34 protein-coding genes and 1 tRNA gene are annotated in these 23,409 nt (G+C 55.5%); 9 read left to right on the top strand and 26 right to left on the bottom strand.

Going from position 1 to position 23,409, the window contains the following annotated elements; all coding sequences use genetic code 11:
* Positions 1 to 93: 93 nt before the first annotated feature.
* From AD670_RS05435 to AD670_RS05385, 11 genes are all read right to left on the bottom strand, one after another.
* A complete protein-coding gene (locus AD670_RS05435) occupies positions 94 to 477 on the bottom strand; it encodes an antiterminator Q family protein (protein WP_053128929.1) in 384 nt (127 codons plus the stop codon).
* Positions 474 to 761: a hypothetical protein gene (locus tag AD670_RS05430; RefSeq protein WP_053128927.1), complete on the bottom strand. Its 288-nt coding sequence runs from the start codon at positions 759 to 761 to the stop codon at positions 474 to 476. The genes AD670_RS05435 and AD670_RS05430 overlap by 4 nt, the downstream gene beginning before the upstream one ends.
* Positions 754 to 2,130: a replicative DNA helicase gene (locus AD670_RS05425; protein WP_053128926.1), complete on the bottom strand. Its 1,377-nt coding sequence runs from the start codon at positions 2,128 to 2,130 to the stop codon at positions 754 to 756. The genes AD670_RS05430 and AD670_RS05425 overlap by 8 nt, the downstream gene beginning before the upstream one ends.
* Positions 2,127 to 2,912 (bottom strand): ATP-binding protein, encoded by a 786-nt coding sequence (locus AD670_RS05420; protein WP_053128924.1) that lies wholly within the window; start codon positions 2,910 to 2,912, stop codon positions 2,127 to 2,129. Before AD670_RS05420 ends, AD670_RS05425 begins: the two co-directional genes overlap by 4 nt.
* Complete coding sequence (locus AD670_RS05415) at positions 2,909 to 3,916, bottom strand: hypothetical protein (RefSeq protein ID WP_053128922.1); 1,008 nt, start codon at positions 3,914 to 3,916, stop codon at positions 2,909 to 2,911. Before AD670_RS05415 ends, AD670_RS05420 begins: the two co-directional genes overlap by 4 nt.
* On the bottom strand, positions 3,916 to 4,152 hold the full coding sequence (locus tag AD670_RS05410; protein ID WP_053128920.1) for a hypothetical protein: 237 nt from the start codon (positions 4,150 to 4,152) through the stop codon (positions 3,916 to 3,918). The genes AD670_RS05415 and AD670_RS05410 overlap by 1 nt, the downstream gene beginning before the upstream one ends.
* Positions 4,149 to 4,730, bottom strand: a complete 582-nt coding sequence (locus tag AD670_RS05405; RefSeq protein ID WP_053128918.1) for a hypothetical protein — start codon at positions 4,728 to 4,730, stop codon at positions 4,149 to 4,151. Before AD670_RS05405 ends, AD670_RS05410 begins: the two co-directional genes overlap by 4 nt.
* Positions 4,727 to 5,179, bottom strand: a complete 453-nt coding sequence (locus tag AD670_RS05400; RefSeq protein ID WP_053128916.1) for a hypothetical protein — start codon at positions 5,177 to 5,179, stop codon at positions 4,727 to 4,729. Before AD670_RS05400 ends, AD670_RS05405 begins: the two co-directional genes overlap by 4 nt.
* Positions 5,176 to 5,658, bottom strand: coding sequence for a hypothetical protein (locus AD670_RS05395; RefSeq protein WP_156338106.1), 483 nt, complete (start codon positions 5,656 to 5,658; stop codon positions 5,176 to 5,178). The genes AD670_RS05400 and AD670_RS05395 overlap by 4 nt, the downstream gene beginning before the upstream one ends.
* Positions 5,659 to 5,805: 147 nt before the next feature.
* Positions 5,806 to 6,228: a phage regulatory CII family protein gene (locus AD670_RS05390; RefSeq protein ID WP_053128912.1), complete on the bottom strand. Its 423-nt coding sequence runs from the start codon at positions 6,226 to 6,228 to the stop codon at positions 5,806 to 5,808.
* An 89-nt stretch (positions 6,229 to 6,317) separates the two neighbouring features.
* Positions 6,318 to 6,554, bottom strand: coding sequence for a YdaS family helix-turn-helix protein (locus AD670_RS05385; protein WP_053128911.1), 237 nt, complete (start codon positions 6,552 to 6,554; stop codon positions 6,318 to 6,320).
* A gap of 98 nt (positions 6,555 to 6,652) precedes the next feature.
* Here AD670_RS05385 and AD670_RS05380 point away from each other — a divergent pair, with 98 nt between their 5' ends.
* A complete protein-coding gene (locus AD670_RS05380; protein WP_053128910.1) occupies positions 6,653 to 7,078 on the top strand; it encodes a transcriptional regulator in 426 nt (141 codons plus the stop codon).
* 44 nt (positions 7,079 to 7,122) lie between these two features.
* On the opposite strand, the gene AD670_RS05375 is transcribed toward AD670_RS05380, so the two are convergent.
* From AD670_RS05375 to AD670_RS30575, 3 genes are read right to left on the bottom strand one after another with little or no spacing between them, the layout of a single operon-like run.
* Positions 7,123 to 7,920 (bottom strand): phage antirepressor KilAC domain-containing protein, encoded by a 798-nt coding sequence (locus tag AD670_RS05375; RefSeq protein ID WP_053128909.1) that lies wholly within the window; start codon positions 7,918 to 7,920, stop codon positions 7,123 to 7,125.
* Positions 7,917 to 8,312: a DUF3077 domain-containing protein gene (locus AD670_RS05370; protein WP_053128908.1), complete on the bottom strand. Its 396-nt coding sequence runs from the start codon at positions 8,310 to 8,312 to the stop codon at positions 7,917 to 7,919. Before AD670_RS05370 ends, AD670_RS05375 begins: the two co-directional genes overlap by 4 nt.
* The gene (locus AD670_RS30575) at positions 8,293 to 8,457 is read right to left on the bottom strand and encodes an Arc family DNA-binding protein (RefSeq protein ID WP_082340910.1); all 165 of its coding nucleotides are present in this window, start codon (positions 8,455 to 8,457) and stop codon (positions 8,293 to 8,295) included. The genes AD670_RS05370 and AD670_RS30575 overlap by 20 nt, the downstream gene beginning before the upstream one ends.
* Positions 8,458 to 8,599: 142 nt before the next feature.
* Here AD670_RS30575 and AD670_RS05365 point away from each other — a divergent pair, with 142 nt between their 5' ends.
* Positions 8,600 to 9,055 (top strand): helix-turn-helix domain-containing protein, encoded by a 456-nt coding sequence (locus AD670_RS05365; RefSeq protein ID WP_053128907.1) that lies wholly within the window; start codon positions 8,600 to 8,602, stop codon positions 9,053 to 9,055.
* Between the two features lie 193 nt (positions 9,056 to 9,248).
* On the opposite strand, the gene AD670_RS05360 is transcribed toward AD670_RS05365, so the two are convergent.
* Complete coding sequence (locus tag AD670_RS05360) at positions 9,249 to 10,148, bottom strand: DUF6387 family protein (RefSeq protein WP_053128905.1); 900 nt, start codon at positions 10,146 to 10,148, stop codon at positions 9,249 to 9,251.
* A gap of 177 nt (positions 10,149 to 10,325) precedes the next feature.
* Between AD670_RS05360 and AD670_RS05355 the strand changes: the two genes are divergently transcribed.
* The 3 genes from AD670_RS05355 to AD670_RS05345 all read left to right on the top strand — a co-directional run bounded on the left by AD670_RS05355 (position 10,326) and on the right by AD670_RS05345 (position 11,314).
* Complete coding sequence (locus tag AD670_RS05355; protein ID WP_053128904.1) at positions 10,326 to 10,673, top strand: hypothetical protein; 348 nt, start codon at positions 10,326 to 10,328, stop codon at positions 10,671 to 10,673.
* 76 nt (positions 10,674 to 10,749) lie between these two features.
* On the top strand, positions 10,750 to 11,037 hold the full coding sequence (locus tag AD670_RS05350) for a type II toxin-antitoxin system Phd/YefM family antitoxin (RefSeq protein ID WP_053128902.1): 288 nt from the start codon (positions 10,750 to 10,752) through the stop codon (positions 11,035 to 11,037).
* A complete protein-coding gene (locus AD670_RS05345) occupies positions 11,027 to 11,314 on the top strand; it encodes a type II toxin-antitoxin system RelE/ParE family toxin (RefSeq protein ID WP_053128901.1) in 288 nt (95 codons plus the stop codon). Before AD670_RS05350 ends, AD670_RS05345 begins: the two co-directional genes overlap by 11 nt.
* A gap of 58 nt (positions 11,315 to 11,372) precedes the next feature.
* Here the strand turns inward: AD670_RS05345 and AD670_RS05340 are convergent, their stop codons facing one another.
* Together AD670_RS05340 and AD670_RS31380 are read right to left on the bottom strand one after the other, a co-directional pair.
* On the bottom strand, positions 11,373 to 12,278 hold the full coding sequence (locus AD670_RS05340; protein WP_053128900.1) for a hypothetical protein: 906 nt from the start codon (positions 12,276 to 12,278) through the stop codon (positions 11,373 to 11,375).
* Between the two features lie 364 nt (positions 12,279 to 12,642).
* Positions 12,643 to 12,774, bottom strand: coding sequence for a YHYH domain-containing protein (locus AD670_RS31380; RefSeq protein ID WP_156338103.1), 132 nt, complete (start codon positions 12,772 to 12,774; stop codon positions 12,643 to 12,645).
* A gap of 593 nt (positions 12,775 to 13,367) precedes the next feature.
* Here AD670_RS31380 and AD670_RS05335 point away from each other — a divergent pair.
* The 4 genes from AD670_RS05335 to AD670_RS05325 all read left to right on the top strand — a co-directional run bounded on the left by AD670_RS05335 (position 13,368) and on the right by AD670_RS05325 (position 15,581).
* Positions 13,368 to 13,601, top strand: coding sequence for an Arc family DNA-binding protein (locus AD670_RS05335; RefSeq protein ID WP_053128899.1), 234 nt, complete (start codon positions 13,368 to 13,370; stop codon positions 13,599 to 13,601).
* Positions 13,598 to 13,765 (top strand): hypothetical protein, encoded by a 168-nt coding sequence (locus tag AD670_RS31610; protein WP_172681446.1) that lies wholly within the window; start codon positions 13,598 to 13,600, stop codon positions 13,763 to 13,765. Before AD670_RS05335 ends, AD670_RS31610 begins: the two co-directional genes overlap by 4 nt.
* The gene (locus AD670_RS05330; protein ID WP_053128898.1) at positions 13,758 to 14,105 is read left to right on the top strand and encodes a hypothetical protein; all 348 of its coding nucleotides are present in this window, start codon (positions 13,758 to 13,760) and stop codon (positions 14,103 to 14,105) included. Before AD670_RS31610 ends, AD670_RS05330 begins: the two co-directional genes overlap by 8 nt.
* Before the next feature lie 279 nt (positions 14,106 to 14,384).
* Positions 14,385 to 15,581 carry a tyrosine-type recombinase/integrase gene (locus AD670_RS05325; RefSeq protein ID WP_053128897.1) on the top strand — a complete coding sequence of 399 codons (1,197 nt, stop codon included), beginning with the start codon at positions 14,385 to 14,387 and terminating at the stop codon, positions 15,579 to 15,581.
* 69 nt (positions 15,582 to 15,650) lie between these two features.
* On the opposite strand, the gene AD670_RS05320 is transcribed toward AD670_RS05325, so the two are convergent.
* The 9 genes from AD670_RS05320 to thrS form a co-directional block, all read right to left on the bottom strand.
* Positions 15,651 to 15,727, bottom strand: a tRNA-Pro gene (locus AD670_RS05320).
* An 89-nt stretch (positions 15,728 to 15,816) separates the two neighbouring features.
* Positions 15,817 to 16,173: a MerR family transcriptional regulator gene (locus tag AD670_RS05315; protein WP_003174972.1), complete on the bottom strand. Its 357-nt coding sequence runs from the start codon at positions 16,171 to 16,173 to the stop codon at positions 15,817 to 15,819.
* On the bottom strand, positions 16,154 to 16,456 hold the full coding sequence (ihfA, locus tag AD670_RS05310; protein ID WP_002553164.1) for an integration host factor subunit alpha: 303 nt from the start codon (positions 16,454 to 16,456) through the stop codon (positions 16,154 to 16,156). Before ihfA ends, AD670_RS05315 begins: the two co-directional genes overlap by 20 nt.
* Positions 16,457 to 16,459: 3 nt before the next feature.
* Positions 16,460 to 18,838 (bottom strand): phenylalanine--tRNA ligase subunit beta, encoded by a 2,379-nt coding sequence (pheT, locus tag AD670_RS05305; protein WP_053128896.1) that lies wholly within the window; start codon positions 18,836 to 18,838, stop codon positions 16,460 to 16,462.
* A gap of 26 nt (positions 18,839 to 18,864) precedes the next feature.
* Positions 18,865 to 19,881 carry a phenylalanine--tRNA ligase subunit alpha gene (pheS, locus tag AD670_RS05300; protein ID WP_034099107.1) on the bottom strand — a complete coding sequence of 339 codons (1,017 nt, stop codon included), beginning with the start codon at positions 19,879 to 19,881 and terminating at the stop codon, positions 18,865 to 18,867.
* Positions 19,882 to 19,990: 109 nt separating this feature from the next.
* Positions 19,991 to 20,347, bottom strand: a complete 357-nt coding sequence (gene rplT / locus AD670_RS05295) for a 50S ribosomal protein L20 (RefSeq protein ID WP_003174975.1) — start codon at positions 20,345 to 20,347, stop codon at positions 19,991 to 19,993.
* 29 nt (positions 20,348 to 20,376) lie between these two features.
* Complete coding sequence (gene rpmI / locus AD670_RS05290) at positions 20,377 to 20,571, bottom strand: 50S ribosomal protein L35 (protein WP_002553160.1); 195 nt, start codon at positions 20,569 to 20,571, stop codon at positions 20,377 to 20,379.
* A gap of 60 nt (positions 20,572 to 20,631) precedes the next feature.
* Positions 20,632 to 21,183 carry a translation initiation factor IF-3 gene (gene infC / locus AD670_RS05285; protein WP_015884933.1) on the bottom strand — a complete coding sequence of 184 codons (552 nt, stop codon included), beginning with the start codon at positions 21,181 to 21,183 and terminating at the stop codon, positions 20,632 to 20,634.
* Positions 21,183 to 23,105 (bottom strand): threonine--tRNA ligase, encoded by a 1,923-nt coding sequence (thrS, locus tag AD670_RS05280; protein WP_048719014.1) that lies wholly within the window; start codon positions 23,103 to 23,105, stop codon positions 21,183 to 21,185. Before thrS ends, infC begins: the two co-directional genes overlap by 1 nt.
* Between the last annotated feature and the right edge of the window lie 304 nt (positions 23,106 to 23,409).

Below are 23,409 nucleotides of genomic sequence, written 5' to 3'. Positions count from 1 at the left end.
GCTAAATGGCCGGGGCTCCTCTGTGGTGTCGCGCTGAAACAGCTGAACACCGTGCCATGAAAACAAGGCTATTCCGCGTGTGCAAGTATTTTCTTACGCGGCTTCGATGAATCGCTCCAAAGAGCAGTCTATCCATCCGACGCCGGTCTTGATGATCTCCCTGGCCTTGGCCTCGCTCATGTCGTACTTGTTACCTATCCGCTTGGCAGGCCACTTGGCCGCGTAATACAGCCAAACGAAGTCACCCATCTCAGGCGCACGCTTGCAAAGTCTGGCAACGGCGCCATCAACGACAATAGCCAGTTCATCCGTTATGACATAGGACCTACTTGTCGATGGAATCATATCTCTCATGATCGCCCAGGACGGCGACACATAGCTCGGCACGCCCATACCATCCATGCGCCAGAAGCCCCACTGCTCAAGCATGTACTCGGTATCACCCAAGGGGAGACGTGCTGGTTTTCTGGTATTCATGCGGCTTTCCTCGGATCTGGATCACTCAAGCCAAACAGGTCACGCAGCAACCGATCAGCAGGTTTGTTCTTTGCATTGCCCTCGATCAGCCAGCGCTGACCAAAGTCGTGGAACCCGATCTGTGCCCGGCTGCCGTGCCAACTGGCTACCATATCCAGCAGGTAAGCCAGCGCGCTCGCCCCCCCGACTTTGACCTTGGCCAGCTCCTCACCAGCGATCTTCAGAAAGCGCCGCTCTAGGTCGCTCATGCTTTTGCGCGGCAATGCCGCTGATACGTTACTCATGGTCTTTTCTCCCCTTTGCGCGGCCGGTGAACTTCAATACGCGCCCCATCTCAACCTCTTCGGTGCTTGGTGCTTTACCTCCGAAATCAACAAACCTGACGTACTTGCCCTGCTGCTGCACAAGGCACGAACCGACCTTTGCGTGCCTGACCTTGCCGACGATCAGTTCAGTTACTCCGTTCTGGCCCTCTTCGCTGTCCATATCGCGGTGCACCAGGATCACCACATCAGCGTCCTGCTCGATCTGGCCGGAGTCGCGGATGTCGCTTGGGCGTGGGCGTTTGTCCGGACGGTTGGTTGAACCGCGGTTGAGCTGGGCCAGCACGATCACCGGGATCTTGAGCTCCTTGGCCAGGTTCTTCAGGGCCGTGGATATCTTCCCAACCTCGATAGAGCGATTGGCACTACCTTCGACGCTGATCAACTGGACGTAATCGACCAGCAACACGCTGAGCCCTTCCCTGCGCTGGCATTGCCGGGCGATTGAGCGGATGCGAGGCATCGTCATGCCCGCCTGGTCGTTAACAAACAGCTTGGCTTCGTTGAGGACGCTGACCGCGCTGGTTAGCTTTGGCCAGTCATGGTCTTCAAGATCGCCACTGTCCAACTTGCTCAGATTGACGCTACCGATCGATGCAAGGCCGCGCGTGATCAATTCCTCCTTGGTCATCTCCATGGAGAACGCTAAACCGACGCCATCGAGCTTGCAGGTGACGTGCTGGGCGATTTGAAGACCGAGGATCGTCTTGCCTGAGCCGGTCAGCCCGCCGACAACGATCATGTTGCCAGGGCGTAACCCTCGCACCAGTTCATCAAGATCCTTCAGCCCGGTCGAAAGCCCTGTAGGCATCGTCTTGTTAAACTTCGAGTCGATGGTGTCGACCACACCAGGCAGGATCTCGCTCGCCCTGTAGTAATCCCGCTGTCCGTCGTCGTCCAGATCACGAAGGTCGGCGGTAGCCTGCTGGGCAAGTGCGATGATCTCCGCCAGCGGCAGGTCTTCGGTAGCTTGCTCCCGAATCACATCGCCAGCTTCGACCACTCGCCGCAAGATGGCCCGCTCTCGAACATGCTTGGCGTATGTCTTCCAGTTGGCGGTGCTGGTTATGTTATTGGCGATCTCGACTGCGAACGCCAGGGTGCTATCGCCGCTAGGCAACTTCGGCCGCCAAAGCCCAACTGTGACCGGGTCAACCGGATCACCGGTGGCGTGGCAGTCAATGATTGCCTGGTAGAGTGCGGCATTCTCCAAGTCGTGGAAATCGGAGACGCTGACCTTGCTGGTGACCTCGTCGAACAGATCCGGTTTCAGCATGATCGCGCCCAGGACGCCATGCTCGGCTTCGATGCTGAACAGTTCGCGGCTCATACGGCACCCCGCGCAGATGCCCAACGAAACACCACCACAATGCCGCTCTTGTCGCTCAGGCGGTCAACAGCCCTATCCCCCAGGCACTGGCGAAGCTCCGTCACACCCAAGTTGCTCACCACGATCGTGGGCTTGATCTTCTCGTAACGGCCATTGATCACCTCGAACAACACCTGGCGTTCGAAGTCGGTTCCGTGCTGAACTCCAACCTCATCGATGACCAGCAGGTCGGGGCAAATCAAGTCAGCGTAGACATCCGCCTCGGTGCGCCCTCGATTGCCGAAGGTGGCCTTCACGTCTCGGATGATTGAACCGGCGGTAGCGTAGAGACCGCGCAGCCCATCATGAGCGTGTTCGCGGATCACGGCCTGCAGCATGGCGGCGCCCAAGTGGGTTTTTCCTGTGCCCACGGTACCCAGCAGCATCGCGGAACGTCCGACGGCGAAGTTCTCGCTGAATGCTTCAACAAAACCACCGCAGGCTGCAAGGGCTTGAACCTGGGCAGGAGCCTCAGCAATCCAGTTGTTCAGCGTGCAGCCCATGAAGCGATCGGGAATGCCTGCGTCGAGGAGGCGCTCGTTCAGCAGCCGGTCTCGGTGGATACCTACCGCCTTCGAACGCTGGTCAAAGTCTTGTGAGTGGCGAGCGTCGAAGTGGCAACGGGGGCAACCGAACCAAACCGGATCGGCGCCGAACTGTTGCACCAGGTGATCAGCAAACTTGCCATCCACTTGGCATTCACCCGCCCGAGTTTCCAGGGTGTACTTGGGTTTTGTGGTCATGGGGTCACGCTCGCAATTCGATATGAACCGTCGGCTTGCTGCTCAAGGCCGGCGGTGTGGTCAATTTTGTTGAGACCCACGTGGTGGGACTGTTCGGTGGTCGCCAGGAGTTCGTCTTCCCAACATCGGCCGTTGAGCCAGGACGCTGGCAGCGGTATGTACCGGCCACCATCCTTGATCCAGTCGGACCTCAGACAGTGTTTTGCCAACGCGGAAAGCAGCGTTTCGCGCAGTGCAGCGTCAGGTTTGAGTTTCTTCCAGGCTGACTCGGCGCTCGGTCGTTTCTGGCGCCGCGGATACAACCGGTAGAACTGCTCAAAACCGTCTAGCGGATCCGCAGCTGCAGGTTTGATATCTCGCTTCGGTTTCAAGTCCGCCGAAGCGGGCTGATCAGTTACGGGTTGCGCCTGCCCATTTGCCTCAGCTTGAGATTCCGGTGCCGCGTCGTCCGGCGGAGCATCGCGACGATGGACATGCTCTTGATCTTGTTCTTCTCCTTTCCTATTACCCATCCCTTCCCTTCCGGGGTCGAGGCCTAGTAGAGGATTCGACGAGGACTCGTCGAGAGGTAGTCGAATGCTCGTGGAGGGCTCGCCGACAGAATCACCTCCAGGCCCCGGTTTCTGGTTGTCATCAGTGCCAGCCCCTAGAAGTGGCGGACTGGACACCACTGGGGACTCAACAAACTCCGGGTACTTGAAGGTTGGTTTATCGATCCTTTGGTGCTCCCACCCGCTGACATGCAAATACCGCTTGCCAGAGTGCTCGTAGAAGGCCAAAAGACCGTTCGACGACAGCTCGTCGAGCATTCGACGAATACTCGACGAGCTGATTTCGTCGCCGGGAAAAACCCGGGCCTTGATGGTTTTCTCCGAGTCAGGATGATTGCCGCCATCGTCACAAAAATTCCAAATACCAATGAACAGGAGGCGTGTCAGAGCCTGACACTCCATCACCTGTTCACTGCTCCAGAACTCTGGCTTGATCGTCCTAATACGCGCCATCAGATATCCAACTCCTCTGTCACGCGACGGATGAAGGCATCATAGGTTTCAGCCATCTCGAAACCTTGGCGCTCAAGCGACTCGCGGTAGGCCTTGGCGCTGCCGTAAAGCACCCAGCGCTCGCGCTCTGGAAGCGTTCGGAAGTTGCCGTAGGTTGGCCAGGGGCCGGCGATGGTGCAGGCCGTTGCAGGTTTAATTACGGGGATTCCCGTAGTTGATTCGACAGAGCCGATCATTGCAGCGTCTCCCCATGCTTGCGGCACATCCCGGCACACATGGTTTCCATTGAGCCGCCAGACAGGCGCAACACCAGCAGGCGCAGTGCTGTGGTGGAGTCAATGGAGAGCGTGCGAGCCTCGTCCAACGCCAAAGCCTGCGGTGAGTGGTCCATGATCAGGACTCGTACGCGATCGCTGTAGTTGAACGCCGCGCAAGCCAGTTGTTGGTCCGTCAGGCCGGCGAATGCCTCATCCGGTAGGCACTCCCCAGGGAACACGACGACGGGAATGCTGTTTTCTGGTCGCGGCTTCCCCTCCAACAAGTGGCGGCTCATTGCCTCAAAGTGATCCTGGGCCACTTGCCTCGCGTCGTGCCCAGTCCTACGCCTGAACAACACCATGAGTGCGTAGTAGGCTCGGTACAGGTCAAGGTGAGTGTCGTCCTCTTTCTCAATGGAGTACTCCGGCTCGTCGATGACGTCCAGCGCGTCCTTGACGACCTCGAAACACTTCAGCAACAGCGCTGCATCGGGATACTTCTCGAAGTGCGCTTCGTCGATGACGGTGACAGGTACCTCTTGGGATATTTCACTCATGGGTATGCCCTCCCGATTGCAGATTGGTGAAGTGGGATATAGGCAAACTCATCAAAGTCGGGCTCGTACTTGGCATGCTCAAGCATTGAAGCCATATGACTGAGGGGCATTGCAGCGCGATGCTGTTGCACGAAGGCAACTAAGAAGGAGCGGCCAGGCGAAGGCTCGTTCGCGCACATATCAATCAACGCCTTTATGCGCTGAGTCTGCTCGGTAAACTGCCTATGCTTTTGGTAACCCCGAGCCTCTTCTGGTGGGTTGGCTAGTGTGTGGAGTTTTGTTATTCGGCCAAGCAGATCACGACCGAGAGTCTCGAGCAGGTCACGAGCAACTCGCTCGTCTGTTAGCCCAAGGCCGAAGCCGTACACACCACGCCCGTCAAAAACCTCAACTAGGTAGAAAGGTTTTTTGTTGAAGCTAGGACTCTTAGAGTCAATGACCTGGTTCATGACCGAACCTCCGAGAGATTCGGCGCCACGCTTCCTGCCTGGCTGTTTTGTGGCGCGTAACCTTCATACGGACCGAACTGACCAAGACGAGCTAGGAACTCATGCCCAGGACGCTCAGCCGATCGGACTGACTGGATCATGTCTGTTACGCGGTCGTTCATCCGGAGGAAGTTTTCGAATCCTTTTGCCCAGCCTGCTACCCACGAAATACGAACAGGGCACGGGGCTACTTCTGGCTCGAGCATGGCCTTCAGCTCTAATGCCAGACACTCATCCAGCACGCCGGGGTAGGTTTGTTTTAATCCCGCGTCCTCATAAACAACTTGAACCTCGTAGTAGGTAAAGCCTGCCCGCTCATCAAAAGGCTGCACCGTAGGCGTGATTGACACGCTCTTGGGCACACTGACCAGCCGGGGTTTAGATTGAATGCGCTCAGTAACAGGCGACCGAACTTGTTTACTACGAATTGCATGTGCCATGATTCACACCTCTGCAGTTGTGTAGTCCTGATCACACAGGACGATTAGATGAGCCCGGTTCCCGCCGGGTTTGTTGCTTTCTGCACCGGGCAAAATTCATTCTCCGCCCGTTTTATTCCTCTGATACCTAGCCGTTCGGACAGGTAATCACGCCGCTTTGACCGACTCCTCCAGTACCAACAAGCTTTGCCGTACATGGCCGATTTCTTTCTGGATGTTCGCCTTCTCAAAAGGTGAAACCCGACCGTCCGCCAGGGCGTCATGCACCAGTCGAGATACATCTCCGTACTCAGCCGCGAGATGGATCAGCGCATCGATAAGGTTCTTACTGGCTGGCCGTGCCTGCGGGACCAAGGCATAACCCAAGGTGTTCGCTAGGAGCTCAAGCGGCTCAACGTTCTTGCTGTGCACCAGGATCTGAAGGAATTGCTCCAGGTTCAGCCGGTGCGAGTCATCGTTCGGATTGCTGCGATTGAGCAATGCGGTGTGGCTCATACCCATCAGGTGAGCCAGTTGCTTTGGACCCGCCTCCAGAACTGCTTCATGTATTGCGCGATGTACCTGTTCCATTTCGGGAAACCTCTTCGTGGTTGTCGTGGCGGAACGTTCAGCTCAGGGCGAAGATATGCGCCCTCGATCAGGGGTTCTTTTAAACAGGTTTAAAGATCTGGCTCTTGGACTGAATTACGCAGATAGGCCCAGTCGACATCGGGCCGGAGCTCTTCACAGGTCACCGCCCTGCTCGACTCCCGTTCAAGGTTGATGGCGAGGCCTGGGCCTGCCCGTCGAAAGCCGTGGGCGATCTGCTTGAGGTTTCCGGCACTGGTGCCGCTGCGTTTGGCCAACGACTCCACCGAAGGTGTGTCGAGAGACCGGATCAGTTCGAGTAGCGTCATGTTTACCTCCGAAAGAAGCCCAGATTACATTTTGCTAATCTCAACAGCAATAGCATTTTATAATTTACTGTTTGCTAACGCAGGGACACTATTCGCCTATGGATATCAAAACTCTTAGGGTCGACGCGCTGCGGCGCGTCATCGGCCCACTCAGCCAGAAAGACTTCGCCGATCAACACGATCTGGACGCGTCGTATTTGTCCCAGATCCTCAATGGGCATCGCTCCCTGGGCGAGAAAGCAGCGCTCAACCTCGAGCAGAAAATCGGGCTCACGCCTGGTGTCCTGGTCAACCCTAACGGGCAAGGGCCGGCGATGATCGAGGGTGAGTACACACGGCAGGATGTGGTGCGAGAGGCCGCGTCGGCCTACCAAGCCCTTCAGGACAAAGCTACGCCGCGAGCAGTTGCCGTTATCGAAAAGCTCGCCAGGGCCGCGGCAAAGGGAAGGCTCAAGGAGTCGGACCTGATATTGCTCGAAGGCATTGCCGCTCTGCTTGAGAAGGCCAACGCTGAAAAGCCTTGAACCAGATGCAGAAAGCCCGGTGCTGGACCGGGCTCTCTTCATTTCTATGCCAACAGGTCAGCGTCCCTCTCCCTCCACAGCGCCTCCAGCTTGGTCAGTCCCTTGCCAGTGATCAGCGTCGAGCACGTCGGGATAGTGCCCTGAATGGGATGCTCAAAGGTACCTAGCTTCACATCAAGCAGGCCGGCCTCGATCTTTGCCTGATACGGCTCGTTCGACCGAGTGATCCACCCCTTCTGCCGCATGAACTGTAGCAACCTGGTACGGCCGGTACCGATGAGCTTCGCAGCCTGGGCGGCGTTGTAGGTCTTGTGCGACACCACAACCATGTCGTGAAAGGCCACCTTCGGCGCGTCCTGCTCCACTTTCACTTCTAACTCGTGATTCTCTTTGGTCAGCTCGGTGTTGTCAGCTTCTAGGGCAACTACCTTGCGGACGTTGTCGGTAAGCAGGGCCAGCAGAACCTTGGGATCGTTCAGGCTCGCAATATCGAATGCGGGCTTTGCTGACATCTCTTCCAGTTCCTGCCAGCGATCCACCAGCCGGGCTGTGAACTCAGGGCTGAGTTGGGCAACGATGACGTAACTGTCGCGCTTGCTCACGTAATAGACCGATTCGGTGCGCGGACGCCCCAGTGCGTCATTGGACTGTTCATCCCCCATTGGGGGGCGGACGATAACGTTACGTTCAGCCAGCCTTTCAATCGACTGCTTCACCTTGTCGTGACGGGAGCCCACCAGTTCTGCAATTTCGCGAGATGACATCCGCGCCACGTTTTGCGATTGCAGAAAACGTGGAGCATCGACAGAAAGCTGCTCAGATTGGATGAAGAAAGTATTCATCGTGCTTTCTCCAGGCCTTCGGTGACGGAGTCGATAGCAGCCTTAGCAGACTCGACCGCCATGTGTAGCAACCATGCTTGGCTTGGCGTGACAATGAGCCCTGCCATTCCCGCGTCTTCCAGCGCCGATCTCACGCTATGAAGAATGAAAGATGCCTGATTCAAAGCATCGACAGCAGGAACGCCTGGACAAACGCTGTACAAATCTTGTCGCTCAACGTTGCAGCGCACGAATGAAAGCGGCACGGTCACCGGCGCTTTAACAGCGCCAGCATTGAGTTTTTCGTTTACTTCGGTATGCTTCGTCATGTGAATGTCCTCAGAAATGTTCACTGCTTCATAGGCCTCAAGCGTTGGCGCGCTTGGGGCTTTTTCATGCCTGTTGTTTTTCATGAACAAGCTCCTGCTCCATCATTTTCCGTAAGCGGAAAACTACCTCCCCGTTCGCTGTCCTTCCGTTCTCCTCTGACTTCGTGCTCAGCCAATCCCTCAGTTGAAGTGGCAAACGAATCACCAGCGGAACTTTTTCTTGCCTCATCCTTAACCTCCATCGCTACGAACGTGATCACTTATGATCATTTGATACCACTTGATATCACATGTCAATACTGATCATTGGGGATCATTTGTTGTCTGATATAGTGATATGAAACCCAGTAATTAAGAGGCTTAGAGGGCTCATGACCGATACCAGATCTTTTGCTGAACGCCTCCTATGGGCACGCTCCGAAGCAGGTCTGACGCAAAAAGATCTTTCCGAACAAAGCGGCATCAGCCAACCTCAAATCGTCCGATATGAAGCTGGTCGGTCCAAACCCCGCCTGGGTGGCGCCCTCAAACTGGCCCGGGTGCTGAAAATGGACGCCTACGATCTGATGCCGGAACTGAGAAAGACCACTAAGGAAATCGAGATTCAGCTCAGCGCCGAAGAAGCCGAGCAGTTCGATACGGAGGCGGCAAAACTTGGCATTTCGACTGAAGAACTGATGCGAAAACTGACGATCATTGGGCTCCGGATGAAACTTAAGGATCCTGAAACCCGGCGCATGATGGAGGAGGAATTTCCAGGCATGGTCGAGCGTTTTGATGCACTGCCAAACCCAGATGATGATGGAGATCTTGAGATCGATGATTAGCCCTATGCCCGACGTGCCATTTTTTACACCTGTGCGAACTTTTCTGTTCAATCCGCTATACATACCATCGAGCCCCTCACGAAGAGATTGCGGTTACGATGGTTTCCAATTATTCACACAAAATCAGTAATTGAAAGTCACTGAAAAGGGCTATCTTTTTTCCGGAAAAGAAAGAGCAAAAAAAGCTTCCGGATTACCCAACCGCACCGACTCGCCCTTCATGAGCAGCAACCGCTAGCAATATATCGAGGGTGGTTCTATCTGAGTACTTACCACGACCAATCATCTCCATCGCAATTGGAGCAGTTGTTTTCCTAATTGTCTCCTCCCCTCCGTCTCCAGATGGAAAGAGCAAGTTTGCCATTAGCCTATTAGGAATACTCTTGCCTGATATCTCAGCCCAAGATGTCAAGTCTATGTAAGGCAACACTCCAAGCCTTACCCACGAGGCGAAATCTGGCTTCCTATATTGTTTTGGTGACTCTAAGCAAAAGTCAGCTCTCGTCCTTGCCAGCCACGTTTTAAAAGCTTCGACCAAAACTGCATCCGGCATCGTTAAGTCGACGTCGGCTATTGCATGTAACGATGTACTTCTTTGTGACATATATAGTGGCAGATCTATAAACTCCATAACTTGATAAGCAAGATTTAGATCCGTGCTACCCGTACCAAAATCAAAACTACTGATATTTTCCCACCACTCATTCGCTTTCTCTTTTGAGTCTTCCTTGATTTTAGTTTCTTGCTGCAAGTACTGCCGATATGTCAATGAATGAATAGGGTTTGCATAGTCTGATTGAACGCGGCCATTAGCCGCATCATGCCCACACATAGAAGATAAAACGCTGGACTCCGCCAAAGAAACATTTACCTTCTCCCATATTTCGAACGCGGCCCTATATGCTAAATCCTCAACAGCGATCGACTTTTTTTTATTCGCTCGGTAACCAAGCATAAGGAACAGCTGTTTCCTAGCAAATAATTGTTCATACCAACCCGCGCTATCAAGCTCCTCTAAAAATTTATAGTTACTTAAATAAAACCAATCGGGAATATCTGACACCTTGCGTATAGCATTACTCAGCCTTGCCACTGATGCCTCCAATGCAGTCACTAGGGGTATATAGAGTCTATCCAGCCCGTTAGCAAAATGTAATAGCCTGGCGGCGCATCCGGGGAGCACACCCGGAGCCACCAGATCGGCAGGCGTTGAGACCGACATCAGGGGTTGATAGAGTCAGCGCCCCACCACCTGAATCATGGAAAGATGATGACCACACTGCACTGGATGTTGCCGCTGATCGTTGCTGGACTGAGTCAGAGCGCATGGGGATACGGAGAGATTGATAACCTAGCGGGATCAACAGTCCTAGCGTCTGGCGGGCTTGAGCACGTCACCTGCCCCATTGGCGGCAATTACGACTGCATGACCTGGCCTCAAGACCTGTACAAGCTCAAACTGCAGAACGTTTGCTTCACCGCCCGAATCATGATGTGCGGTTATTCTTGCGAAGGCTTTATTGCAGAAAAAGCCAACATCCAAACACTTTACGTGATTGGCAGTACTGGCCTCGACAGCTCGGCGATCAAGCTCTACAAATGCCCGAGCCTGTTCTGAGCATGCGCCATGCGCCATGCGCTTGCCACCATCACCTAAAAAGACCAGAATAAAGACCTATATAGGAGTCTTATCCATGCAAAATATTCTGGCTGATGTGGCCGTCAGCGTTTCAGAGCTCAAGAAGAACCCGTCCTCTGTCTTGAGCGGCGCCAACGGCCTGCCCGTGGCTGTGCTGAACCACAACCGAGTTATGGGCTACATGGTTCCGGCAAATGTCTACGAAGCGATGGTCGAGCGCCTGGACGAGCTGGAACTGGTTCAGCTAGTCAAAGCACGGCTCGACGCCAACGAAACACCTGTTCGAGTATCGCTCGACGATCTCATTGGCGAGGCCGAGGCAGATATAGCCAATGGGCGTTGAGTACGAGGTCGAGTGGGATCCGAAGGCACTGAAGGAGTTGCGTAAACTCGACGGAACAATACGCCTCCAGTTTCTGAAAAAGCTCCAGGAGCGGCAGTCCGGCCCGCGAGTGCCAGGCGATGCGCTTCATGGCATGAAGGACTGCTACAAGATCAAATTGCGCGGCGCCGGCTACCGACTTGTGTACCGCGTTGAGGATGAGCGAATTGTCATCCTGGTGCTGGCAGTCGGCAAACGCGAGCGAAGCTCTGTGTATGAGCAGGCGGGGAAGCGGTAGGCAGAGACAAGAAACCCGGCGCGAGGCCGGGCCGAGCTCTATACAGCGAAAAAGCCTATTACTTGAGAAGCGGCTGATTTGCGTACGAAGAAATGGCTAATTGAGCTACAGATATCGGTAGAGACTTGGCTTTGACCTTAGTTGTCAGGTACGCCTCAAACTTGCCAGCGCCTATGTATACCTCACGGAACCACCTCCGAAACTCCCCCAGGGCGGACTCTGGATAGCAGTTTGACTCTTGAGGGTTCGACAGGGCTTGCGGGAAATAATCTGGGTAGTTGTGTTCGTATTTGATTCGTGGGCTGTAAACGTTTTCTAACTCAGCGGCCTTCCAATGCTTTGCCCAATGTATTCCCACGCTACCGTCAGGAACAAAGGTGCTATCAATATGAATGCCGCTCTGCCCAAGATGGACGACCATATCAGCGATTTCTTTGAACACCCCAAAGTAACCCGCTGGCACCGCGTTGTAGACCAAAGACATCCTATCGTGGAACTGCTTCCACTGAGTAGGAACGTGGTTCTCTGGATCGTATCCGACCTGCGTGTAAATGAAGTCTCGAAGAGCTTTACCAGCAAGAAGCCTGAAGTTCATCAGTGCTTCGTCTTTACGATTTATTCCTGCTTCAAATGCGTAATATTCTAAGATCGCCAGGCAGACGCCATCTGGGTACGCATGTGACATCGTGCCTTTGTCAACAACCGTTGTGTAAGGCTCCTCATAGGTCAGCCCATGAGTTTGAAGCAACGAGTGAATTTTGGTAATTGCCGGCCTATTCGATGCCCAGTCGTTTGCAATATCCAAGATTGACGTGTGCTGAATGCCACATAATCGGGCCAGACCGCGCGCAGTTAGAAAAGGCGTACCATCCGAAAGTACGCCCATACCAATACCATCGATCTCAATCTGAGCATCAATTGCTAAAGGCATCTGTGATTTAGGGCTGGTGGGCAAATTAGCCATTTTTCTCATATCCATCTGATTTAAAACGGTTTTATGTGGTGTGCATGTGCGCTTTATATAGTGTCCAAGCGTTTCCTGCTTGTCGATGCTAAGTACTCGCTAGTCGAACGAACCTTCCCGCATTCACCTCATCCGCATGGCCCGCCAGCCTGTCCTCGACATCCTGGTAGCTCGCTGCAATCCTCTGCAACTCCTTGGCCTAATCTTCCTGAGCAGCCTCAGATAGCCGCACAACTGCCCACACCAGATCGATGCCCAACCACTTACGCAGGGCCGCAGCCTCTTTCAGATCGCGGCGCAATTGCGCTGGCTTCGCGAGGTGCTTGCCAGCTTCCTACAAGGCAACGCTGAATCAGGGCTTAGATCAGTGACAATGCCGTGTACCTGCCTTCTTATCGTTGTGACACCCCTGCTTGTCGGTACGACCGCCGTGAGCGATTGCAGATACAGAGGTGACAGCAAGAACTGTCGCGAGTACGAGGGTGATAATTTTCATAGTTCACTTCCTGTGATTGTTATTTTGTGTCTTGTCAATCTGAGAGGTCGTATGTCCTACGCTCCTCCGCCGCGGCTGATTACCCAAGCGCGACTGGTGCGCAAAATTTAGCACCATTACTTCGCCACTACGAGCCACCCAAGGCGGGTTTTATTTCGGCATGTAAATTAGCAAACCGAAATCAGCAAAAATAATTTGCTAATTTATTTAGCTATTGCTAATTTACAGCCACTCCTTCGCCACCTCATGGCGAAACAAGAGCACCTCAATTTTTTGCGAAAGCCAACAACGCGGCGGGCCCTTGCTCGCCCTGGAGAAAGTGAATGCCACGTAAGCCCATCACACCGTTTCAGCTATTCAAAGTGATGATCTCCATCCTGCTCTAAATCACCGCCTCTGGCGCCTGGCTGCTTTTTGCCGCCCGCGACCTGATCAGCAGCTCCTCGGATTTCGACGTGACGGCGGCTTTCTTCGGTACCGCAGTCTGGCTCATTGCGAGTGCCTGCTTATTCCTCCTCATCACCACGCCGAAATCAGGCGATTAACCCATTCATTCAGCTCCCAATATTTTGGGAGTTCGCCAGGAGATCATCATGAGCATCAACCAATACGATTCCCGCACCGCTGACAAGTTTGTGGTGCGACTGCCTGACGGCCTGCGCGCTGACATTGAAGCGGCTGCGAACGCCGCGGACCGCAGCATGAACAGCGTGTTCGTCCAAGCCGTACGCCAGTATCTGGACGGACAGAACCGCCAAACCTTGCTGCTGGATGCGCTGGCCAATGCCGTCGCCCCTCTCCCGCCTGCTGTGAGTTCGGACCTATGAGCCGCCGCAACGGACAACTGGGCGAGCGCCTGATCCAGCTGTTCAACGCCCTGCAGCGCCGGGATACCACCTTCGGCCAGATCTACGCAATGTCGGCATCCTGTGGCATCGATGCTCGCCGGGTGCTGGCAGACCACTTTCAGCGTGGTGCGCCCCATGGCTAAGACAGTACTTCGGGTGCGCCTTGATGGCGTCGCGTTCTACATGAATACCGAGACCTCTTCACCTGGGACCGGACACAGGAACAGGTATCGCTTGTTCAAGACAGAAAACTACGGGCGCGACAAATCCGGCTGGATTCAGGTTGGCTCGACGGCTGGCCAGGAGTTGTTGGCAATAGAAGATGACAGCGCCTTGCTAAAGGCGTGTGAAAAGCTGTTCGCCAGCAAGAAGCCCCACCGATACGACCTGCATGGCGCGATACGTGGCAAACCTGGCAAGTGGGAGGGCGAAGCCTTTCCTGTCAGGAAGTCAGTGCAAACAACTTCCTCCATCGAACAGTGATGATTCCATGGCCAAGTCAACTGCGTTACCAACCAAAGAGACCGCGCCGCGCTTCATCCGGGCGAAACACGCACCTACTTACCTCGGCATGTGTCGAGCAGTTTTCGACGAAACCGTCCGCCCCCACGTCCGCGAATTTCCCATTGGAAAACAGGGCGTTGCCTTCGACCGCCACGAGCTGGACGAATGGGCAGACGCCTACATCGAACGCATGGCAATTGAAAAGCAGGCCGATCAGGACAACAATCCGCCCCGCAGTGGGCGCCAAGGAGCAAAACAATGGCGCGAAAAACAATGTCGGGCCTCTACCAGAGGAACGGGATTTGGCACATCGACAAAGTCGTCAGAGGTAGCCGACTTCAAGAAAGCACTGGAGCAAGCGAGAGGGAGGAAGCCGAGCAGTATTTGATTCATCGGCTTGAGAAGCTGCGGCAGGAAAAGATTTACGGCGTGCGCCAGGTCCGCACCTGGCGCGAAGCTGCCACCCGGTTCTTGATCGAGTTCAAAGACCAGGCATCGATTGGCCTTTCCGCTTCCCACATCGAACAGCTCGACCCGTACATCGGCGATCTGCCGATAACGCACATCGATGATGGGAGCCTGGCTACGTTCATTCGCGAACGGCAGCGGCCGAACAAGACGGACAAAGGGAAGGTGAAGCCAGGCGTATCGAACAGGACGGTCAACATCGCCCTGCAGCGAGTCGTCAGGATCTTGAACCTGTGCCACCGAAAGTGGCGCGATGCTGAAAAGCGGCCGTGGCTGGAGAGCGTGCCGATGATATCGATGCTTGAGGAAAAGAAGTCGAGCCGCAAACCCTACCCGATGTCCTGGGAAGAGCAGGCCCTCTTGTTCCCTGAGCTGCCCGACCACCTGTTGAGGATGGCCCTCTATAAGGTGAACACGGGTTGCCGGGAGCAGGAAGTGTGCAAGTTGCGGTGGGATTGGGAAATACGGGTGCCGGACCTGAACACCAGCGTGTTTCTGATACCTGCCGGATTCGGCGGGCGGAGTGAAAAAGCAGGGGTGAAGAACGGCGATGAACGCCTGGTGATCTTGAACAACGTGGCGATGTCCATCATCGATGGACAGCGCGGCCTACACAAGGAGTTGGTGTTCCCGTACGGGCAGCCAGATCAGTTCGGGCCAACGGCAATGCATCGAATGAATGATTCAGCCTGGAAGAAAGCCAGGGTGCGCGCAGCAGACAAGTGGGAGAAGGTCCACCATGCGCCAGCACACCCCGGATTCAGGTCGATCAGGATTCACGACTTGAAGCACACCTTTGGCAGAAGGCTACGTGCAGCGAGCGTGACGGAGGAAGATCGGAAAGCGTTGTTGGGGCATAAGAACGGCAGCATTACGAGCCACTATTCTACCCCGGAGTTGCAGCACTTGATTGAGGCTGCGAACAAAGTGTCGGCTACTGACTCTCGCGGGCCAGCGCTGACCATCTTGAGGAGGAAACTGGGATGATCCCCCGCAAAAGTCCCTACGCGTAAAAAAGCCGAACTGGCTAGAGTTCGGCTAAGTCACTGAAAAATATGGTCGGGACGGAGTGATTCGAACACTCGACCCCTAGCACCCCATGCTAGTGCGCTACCGGACTGCGCTACGCCCCGACTAGGCGTGTTACTGGTTCGCTTCGTAACGAAGCGATCAGGAATATACCGCAAGCTTTTGAAATGTGGAAGTATTTTAAAAGCCTGTATCACTTCTTCAAAACTACCAGCACATCTTCGAGTTCGGAGATCATCTGGCGGATCAGTTGCTTGTATTGGGTTGTGTCGTCTTTGGCTTCATCACCGGACATACGCTGGCGCGCGCCGCTGATGGTAAAGCCCTGGTCATACAGCAACGCACGGATCTGTCGGATCATCAGCACATCCTGGCGCTGATAATACCGACGGTTCCCAGTACGTTTGACGGGGTTGAGTTGAGGAAACTCCTGCTCCCAATAGCGCAGAACGTGCGGTTTTACCGCACAGAGCTCGCTGACTTCACCAATGGTGAAGTAGCGTTTGCCAGGGATGACGGGTAGCTCGTCGTTATGACTTGGTTCCAGCATAAGCCTCAACTCGGGCCTTCAACTTCTGCCCTGGACGAAAGGTGACCACACGGCGAGCCGTGATCGGGATTTCTTCTCCCGTTTTTGGATTGCGGCCAGGCCGCTGGCGTTTGTCCCGCAAGTCAAAATTACCGAAACCCGACAATTTGACCTGTTCGTTGTCTTCCAGAGCGTGCCTGATCTCTTCAAAAAACAGCTCGACCAATTCCTTGGCCTCGCGCTTGTTCAGACCCAACTCTTCGTACAGACGTTCCGCCATCTCAGCTTTCGTCAAAGCCCCCATACGTCACTTCCTTAACGTGGCGTTCAACCTTTGTTCGAGCGAGGTGAGGATATTTTGTGTCGTGGTATTCACCTCATCGTCATTAAGAGTGCGCGATGGATGCTGCCAGGTCAAGCCAACTGCAAGGCTTTTTCTATGCGGATCAATGCCTTTACCCTGATAGACGTCAAATAGCCTGAGGTCTGTCAGCCATTCCCCTGCATTTTCACGGATTACATCCAAAACGGCAGTGGCGGCGACTTCACGATCAGCGATCAGGGCCAGGTCGCGACGCACTTCAGGGAAGCGCGACAACTCGCTGAATTTAGGCATCTTGCCCGAGGCCACTTCGGCCAGGACCAGTTCGAAGACGAAGACCGGGCGGTCGAGCCCAAGGGTTTTCGACAGCTCTGGGTGAATGGCTCCGACGAAGCCCACCAGGCGACCTTCGCGCTCGATGCGCGCAGTCTGGCCTGGGTGTAACGCCGGGTGGCTGCCTGGCACGAATGTGAAGTCGTCCAGTGCACCGGCAAAGCCCAAGACCGCTTCCACGTCAGCTTTAACGTCGAAGAAGTCTACGGCGTCGCGACCTTGCGCCCAGCCTTCTGGCAAGCGGCTACCGCAAACAACCCCGGCCAGCATTGGCTCTTGCTTCAGGCCGTCGAGCTGACCGACAAACCGCAGGCCGCTTTCAAACATGCGCACGCGGTCTTGCTGGCGATTCAGGTTATGGGAAAGGGCTTTCACCAGACCTGGCCACAGCGACGAACGCATGGCGGCCATGTCGTTAGAGATCGGGTTGGCCAGCAGCAGCGGTTCGACGCCCGGATTGAACAGTTCGAATTGCTTCGGATCGATGAAGCTGTAGGTCACCGCTTCCTGATAACCACGGGCAACCAGCAGACGACGCAGCTCAGGCAAGTGCGCACGCGCTTCAGCCTTGGGTTGCGGCGCCAGACGTGCTTGCGGGTAACGAACCGGCAGGCGGTTGTAACCGTACAGGCGAGCCAACTCTTCGATCAGATCGACTTCCAGACTGATATCGAAGCGATGGCTTGGCACTTCAACGTGCCACTGCCCTTCCCCACTCACAGAAATGGTCAGGCCGAGGGCCGACAACAGTTGCTCGATTTCAGCCGGCGCTATGACGAGGCCGAGCATTTGCTCGACGCTTTTGGCGCGCAGGGTGATCGGCGCAACGGACGGCAGATGCTGTTCGCTGACAGTCTCGGTGATCGGGCCAGCTTCGCCACCGGTGATTTCCAGCAGCAGGCCAGTGGCGCGCTCCATGGCCTCACGGGCGAGCTTCCAGTCCACGCCGCGCTCGTAGCGGTGCGAAGCATCAGTGTGCAGGCCGTAGGAGCGGGCCTTGCCAGCGATGGCAATCTGGTCGAAGAACGCACTTTCAATGAATATGTCACGAGTGGTCTCCGACACACCGCTGTGCTCGCCACCCATCACACCAGCAATCGCCAGGGCGCGAGAATGGTCAGCGATCACCAGGGTGTCGGCGCGCAAGCTGACTTCCTGGCCGTCGAGCAATACAAGCTTCTCGCCTTCTTCGGCCATGCGCACACGGATGCCGCCATTGATTTCGGCGAGATCGAAAGCGTGCAGCGGCTGGCCCAGCTCAAGCATCACGTAGTTGGTGATGTCGACGGCAGCGTCGATGCTACGCACGTCGGCGCGGCGCAGACGCTCAACCATCCACAGCGGGGTTGGCTTGGACAGGTCAACGTTGCGGATCACGCGCCCCAGGTAACGTGGGCAGGCGTTTGGTGCCAGTACTTCGATCGGACGCACTTCATCGTGCACCGCAGCCACTGCGGCAACCACTGGACGAGTGACTGGCGCGTTGTACAACGCGCCCACTTCACGTGCCAGGCCGGCCAGGGACAGGCAGTCGCCACGGTTCGGGGTCAGGTCGACCTCGATACTGGCGTCTTCCAGCTCCAGGTAGACACGAATGTCCTGGCCCACAGGTGCATCGGCCGGCAGCTCCATCAGGCCATCATTGCCCTCGCCTACTTGCAACTCCGCCTGGGAGCACAGCATGCCGTTGGACTCGACACCGCGCAGCTTGGCTTTCTTGATCTTGAAGTCGCCCGGCAGTTCGGCGCCGATCATGGCGAACGGGATCTTCAGGCCGGGGCGCACGTTAGGCGCTCCGCACACGACCTGGAAGGTTTCCGTGCCATTGCTGACCTGGCACACACGCAATTTGTCGGCATCGGGGTGTTGCTCGGTGCTCAGCACCTCACCCACGACTACGCCACTGAAAACACCGGCGGCCGGCGTAACGCTATCGACCTCAAGACCGGCCATCGACAGACGCGCAACCAGCGCGTCGCGATCTACCTGCGGGCTTACCCAGCCGCGCAGCCATTGTTCACTGAATTTCATCCTGCTCTCCTAAAGATTCGTTACGACTAGCGAAATTGCGCGAGGAACCGCAAGTCGTTGTCGAAGAACAGACGCAAGTCGTTCACGCCGTAACGCAGCATGGCCAGGCGCTCAACGCCCATGCCGAAGGCAAAGCCCGAGAACTCTTCCGGATCGATCCCGGACATACGCAGCACGTTGGGGTGAACCATGCCGCAGCCCATCACTTCCAGCCAGCCGGTCTGTTTGCAGACGCGGCAGCCTTTACCGCTGCACATCACGCACTCCATGTCGACTTCTGCGGACGGCTCGGTGAACGGAAAGAACGATGGACGGAAACGCACCGCCAGTTCTTTCTCGAAGAACACCCGCAGGAACTCTTCGATGGTGCCCTTGAGGTCGGCGAAGTTGATGTCGCGATCAACCAGCAGGCCTTCGACCTGGTGGAACATCGGCGAGTGGGTGATATCGGAGTCGCTGCGGTACACACGGCCTGGGCAGACAATGCGGATCGGCGGCTTGTTCGCTTCCATGGTGCGGACCTGTACCGGCGAGGTATGGGTGCGCAACAGCATGTTTGCGTTGAAATAGAAGGTGTCGTGCATCGACCGGGCCGGGTGATGGCCTGGGATGTTGAGCGCCTCGAAGTTGTGATAATCGTCTTCGACCTCAGGGCCTTCGGCAATGCCGTAGCCGATATGGGTGAAGAACTGCTCGATACGTTCCAGAGTCCGGGTGATCGGATGCAGACCGCCCGAGGCCTGGCCACGGCCAGGCAAGGTCACATCAATGGACTCGGCGGCGAGCTTGGCCGCAAGATCGGCCTCCTCGAGCGACGCCTTGCGCGCATTGAGCACCTCTGTGACACGCTCCTTGGCGACGTTGATCAGCGCGCCGACTTGCGGGCGCTCTTCAGCCGGCAAATTTCCCAGGGTCTTCATCACCTGAGTCAATTCACCCTTTTTGCCAAGGTAGTGAACCCGGATTTGCTCCAGGGCATTGATATCTTCAGCGCTTTGCACAGCCTCAAGAGCTTGAGCGACGAGCGCGTCCAGGTTTTCCATGTACAGACTCCAGATACAAAATAGGGGAAGAGCTTGAAGGCTCTTCCCCTATTTATGACGTTTACCACCTTGGGCTACAGGAGCAGCCCAGGGTGACTGTCGGGGGTACTTAAGCCAAGGTGGCTTTAGCTTTCTCGACAATCGCAGCAAACACCGCTTTTTCGTTCACGGCCAGTTCAGCCAGAACCTTACGGTCGATTTCGATGGACGCTTTTTTCAGGCCAGCGATGAAACGGCTGTAGGACAGACCGTTAACACGTGCACCAGCGTTGATACGAGCGATCCACAGAGCGCGGAACTGACGTTTTTTCTGACGACGGTCGCGGTAGGCGTATTGGCCTGCCTTGATTACCGCTTGCTTGGCAACACGGAATACGCGTGAACGCGCGCCGTAGTAGCCTTTAGCGAGTTTCAGAATTTTTTTGTGACGTTTACGGGCAATGACGCCACGCTTTACACGAGCCATGAGTTACTTCCTCTATTCTTGATCCAAAATTAACGAAGGCGCAGCATGCGCTCGACTTTTGCCACGTCAGACGGATGCAGCAAGCTGCTACCGCGCAGTTGACGCTTACGCTTGGTCGACATTTTGGTCAGGATGTGGCTCTTGAAAGCGTGCTTGTGCTTGATACCGTTAGCAGTTTTCAGAAACCGCTTAGCAGCACCACTTTTAGTCTTCATCTTTGGCATGTTCGGATACTCCGCATTCAGTTGATAAACATAATCAGAAGGCCTGCCGTGCCCTGTTGATTACTTCTTCTTTTTCGGGGCGATGACCATGATCAGCTGGCGTCCTTCCATCTTAGGATGCTGTTCGACCGAACCGTACTCAAGCAGGTCAGCTTCAACCCGTTTGAGGAGTTCCATCCCCAGCTCCTGGTGGGCCATCTCACGGCCGCGGAATCGCAAGGATACCTTGGCCCTGTCCCCATCACTCAGGAAACGTACCAGGTTGCGCAGTTTTACCTGGTAATCCCCTTCCTCCGTCCCTGGACGAAACTTGATTTCTTTTACTTGAATCTGCTTCTGGTTCTTCTTCGCCGCGGCAACCTGCTTCTTCTTTTCGAAGATCGACTTGCCGTAGTCCATCACCCGGCAAACGGGTGGGATTGCATCGGCGGAGATTTCCACCAGGTCCAACTTGGACTCTTCTGCAATACGAAGCGCTTCATCAATCGAGACGATGCCAATCTGCTCGCCGTCAGCGCCAATTAACCGAACCTCGCGTGCCGAGATATTCTCGTTGATCGGGGCTTTCGGTGCAGCTCGTTTATCTTGTCTCATTTCACGCTTAATAATAATTACTCCGAATCTGGGCGACCACGCCGGGAAACCGCTTGCGCGAGGAACTCAGCGAACTGGGCGACGGGCATCGAGCCCAGGTCAGCACCTTCACGAGTACGCACAGCGACAGTCTGCATCTCGACTTCCCGATCTCCGATAACCAAAAGATAGGGAACCTTGAGCAAAGTATGCTCGCGGATTTTAAAGCCGATCTTTTCATTTCTCAAGTCGGACTTGGCACGAAATCCGCTTTCGTTGAGAGTTTTTTCAACTTCAGCGGCAAAATCTGCCTGTTTATCAGTGATATTCATGATCACTGCCTGAGTCGGAGCCAACCACGCAGGGAACGCGCCCTCGTAGTGCTCGATCAGGATCCCGACGAACCGTTCGAACGAGCCGAGGATCGCCCGGTGCAGCATAACCGGGTGTTTACGGCTGTTGTCTTCGGAGACGTATTCGGCTCCCAAACGGATCGGCAGGTTAAAATCGAGCTGCAAGGTACCACATTGCCAGACACGACCAAGGCAATCTTTCAACGAGAATTCGATCTTCGGCCCGTAGAAGGCACCCTCGCCCGGCTGCAAGTCGTACGCAAGGCCCGCACTGTCTAGCGCTGCGGCCAGTGCCGCTTCGGCGCGATCCCACAGCTCGTCGGAACCGACGCGTTTTTCCGGACGAGTGGACAGCTTCATCTCGACTTCGGTAAAGCCGAAATCGCGATAAACATCCATGGTCAGCTTGATGAACGCGGCGGATTCGGCCTGCATCTGCTCTTCGGTGCAGAAAATGTGGGCGTCGTCCTGGGTGAAGCCGCGCACGCGCATGATGCCGTGCAGCGCACCCGATGGCTCGTTACGGTGGCAGGCACCGAACTCGGCCAGGCGCATCGGCAACTCGCGGTAGCTCTTCAGGCCTTGATTGAACACTTGCACGTGGCAAGGGCAGTTCATCGGCTTGATGGCGTAGTCGCGGTTTTCCGACTGGGTGGTGAACATGTTGTCGGCGTAGTTGGCCCAGTGCCCGGATTTCTCCCACAGGCTGCGATCAACCACCTGTGGGGTCTTGATCTCCAGGTAACCGTTGTCGCGCTGAACCTTGCGCATGTATTGCTCAAGCACTTGATACAGGGTCCAGCCGTTCGGATGCCAGAACACCATGCCCGGCGCTTCTTCCTGAAGGTGGAACAGGTTCAGGCGCTTGCCGATCTTGCGGTGATCGCGCTTTTCGGCTTCTTCGATGCGCTGGATGTAGGCGGCCAGTTGCTTCTTGTCAGCCCAGGCAGTGCCGTAGATCCGTTGCAGCTGCTCGTTCTTCGCGTCGCCGCGCCAGTAGGCACCGGACAACTTAGTCAGCTTGAACGATTTGAGGAAGCGTGTGTTCGGCACGTGCGGACCACGGCACATGTCGACGTATTCTTCGTGGTAGTACAGGCCCATGGCCTGTTCGTCCGGCATGTCTTCCACCAGACGCAGCTTGTAGTCCTCACCGCGCGCGGTGAACACGTCAATCACTTCGGCGCGCGGAGTGACCTTCTTGATGACGTCGTAATCTTTTTCGATCAGTGCGTGCATGCGCTGTTCGATGGCAGCCAGATCGTCCGGAGTGAAAGGACGTTCGTAGGCAATGTCGTAATAAAAGCCTTCGTCGATGACCGGGCCGATCACCATTTTCGCCGTTGGGTACAGCTGTTTGACCGCGTGGCCAATCAGATGCGCGCAAGAGTGGCGAATGATCTCCAGCCCCTCTTGATCCTTGGGCGTGATGATTTGCAGGCTGGCATCGGAGGTGATCAGGTCGCTGGCGTCAACCAGCTTGCCATCGACCTTGCCGGCCACGGTGGCCTTGGCCAGGCCGGCACCAATGGATGCGGCAACCTCGGCTACGGAAACCGAATGATCGAATGAGCGTTGACTGCCGTCGGGAAGAGTAATAGTTGGCATGGCGCCTCCTCTCCTAGTGGTGACCCCTACCAAAGGTCACGTGGGTTGGGATGAGCCAGTACAAGATCCAACACCAGGCCGTTCAGTGATGAACGCCTGCCTTACAGCGGCAGGAGCCTTTCGGCCAACCGATAATCGAACCACAGTGACTGGAGTGAGCTAAAAAGAAACATGGCAGGGCGGCAAATGGCGCACCCGGAATTAGCCAAGCGCAAGATGCTAGCACAGATGAACGGTCATCGCGCCGACCACACCTGCCGTAAACACAAATTCCAGCCTTTATAGCTGCAAAAGTGAACTTGGG

The sequence above is a fragment of the Pseudomonas sp. MIACH genome (assembly GCF_001269925.1).
Taxonomy (GTDB): Bacteria; Pseudomonadota; Gammaproteobacteria; order Pseudomonadales; family Pseudomonadaceae; genus Aquipseudomonas.
Note: the sequence above shows the minus strand (reverse complement) of the source record. Positions and strands in the feature narration are given on the sequence as shown.